Source organism: Microvirga zambiensis WSM3693, assembly GCF_016735695.1.
Taxonomy (GTDB): Bacteria; Pseudomonadota; Alphaproteobacteria; order Rhizobiales; family Beijerinckiaceae; genus Microvirga; species Microvirga zambiensis.
This window is the reverse complement of record NZ_JAERQD010000178.1, coordinates 1-1,609: the sequence shown is the minus strand read 5'-3', so window position 1 is coordinate 1,609 and position 1,609 is coordinate 1. Positions and strand designations below refer to the sequence as shown.

Here is a 1,609-nt window from a genome sequence, read left to right as displayed (position 1 = left end):
AACGCAAGCGATCCGATCAAACTCTGCCCGACATCTTGCAAGAAGGGGGCCGTCCACATATGGCTGCTCGACGGCATTGATCTCGACGCGATGGTCCGCCACCCGGTGCGGCACTATGAATTTGTCGGGTGAGGTTGCCGGTTGACGGAAGGGGAGGCTTCCGATTCAACAATACGATGACTCGAACCGGCTCCCCGACTGTTGCGGAGTTGATGGCGCTTCTGGCGGCGAGTGATGCCGAAATCACCGCACTGAAGGCTGAGCGGGACATCCTCGCGCAGCGTGTCTTCAAGCTTGAGGAAGAACTAAGTAGGTCGCCATAAGTCTTGCAACGCGAGAGCTGCGGGTGTTCCCTGGGGAGCATGCAACGACATGATCACTCTCCCGAGACGTGGCTCGACGAGGCGGATCGCAAGCGGCTGGCCGCAGCGCTTGCTGGCGCCCGCGAGGCCCGTATTTATCGCCGCCTTGAGGCGCTGCTGCTGGTGGCCGAGGGCTATTCCGTGGCCGAGGCGGCCCGCCGCTGCCGCGTCAACCGCTCCAGTGTGCACCGCTGGCTCGTCCAGTACCGGGCCGAGCCTGAGGCCACCGCGCTCCGCGACCGGCCGCGCAGCGGGCGTCCGCGCCTGCATCACACCCTGACGCCGCGGCGACTGGCGGCGGCCCTGGCGCGCGACCCGCGCCGCTGCGGCTACCAGGCCACAAGCTGGACGGTGCCGCTGCTGGCGCACGACCTGGCCGCGAAGGGCATTGCGGTCAGCCCGCGCACGCTGCGACGGCGGCTGCACGAGGCCGGCTATCGCTGGAAGCGGCCGCGCTACGTCTATGTCGCGCGGGCGGCCCATCTGCCGCAGAAAAAGGGGGCCTGATCCGGCGCCTGAAGGCAGGCTGGCAAACGGGCGATGTGTTGCTTTGCCTCGATTGGACGCTGGTGCGGCTGTTTCCGCCGCTGCGGGCGGTCTGGGCACTGAAGGGCACTCAGGCAGTTGTGCCGATCACTGGCCACAATGCCAAGCGGGTGCTGTTTGGGGCGATCGACCTGCGCACCGCTCGCCGCGTGGTGCTGATCCGCACCCGCGCCGGCCAGGCCGATGCCCAGGCATTCCTGCGCGCGTTGCGGCGCCGCTACCGCTGTGCCGGCTGGCTCTGGCTGCTGACCGACCGGGCGAGCGCCCACACCGCGCCGCAGACCCAGGCGCTGGCGACCCGGTTACGCATTCGCTTCGTGTGGTTGCCCCGTCAGGCGCCGGAACTGAGCCCGATGGAGCAGCTCTGGCGCGAGCTCAAGCGGCTGATTGCAGCCAACCGGCAGGCTGCGTCCATCGACATGCTGGCTGCCGATGCCGCGGCTTGGATTCTGACGCTGACGCCGCAACAAGCGCGTCGCAAGGCTGGCATGGCATCCAAACACTTCTGGCTCAAAAAGCTGTTGCAGAACTTATGGCGACCTACTTAGCACTGGCGAGGCTGCATCGGTTTGCGCCGCGCAGCGAAAAGCACATGGATCGCGTCTTCAACGAGGCCGAGCAGGTCGCCCGCGAGGCCGATGCAGACGAGGGCAGCGACGAGGCGGATGCCGTTGAACTTCCGGACACGGGATTGCCGGACA

The 1,609-nt window shown here is 67.0% G+C and carries 2 protein-coding genes; both read left to right on the top strand.

All coding sequences use genetic code 11. The features are described 5' to 3' along the window. Window positions 1–362 precede the first annotated feature (362 nt). Complete coding sequence (locus JKL46_RS34710; RefSeq protein ID WP_246529746.1) at window positions 363–869, top strand: helix-turn-helix domain-containing protein; 507 nt, start codon at window positions 363–365, stop codon at window positions 867–869. 38 nt (window positions 870–907) lie between these two features. Next, the gene (locus JKL46_RS34705) at window positions 908–1,456 is read left to right on the top strand and encodes a transposase (RefSeq protein WP_201842992.1); all 549 of its coding nucleotides are present in this window, start codon (window positions 908–910) and stop codon (window positions 1,454–1,456) included. The last annotated feature ends 153 nt before the right edge of the window (window positions 1,457–1,609 follow it).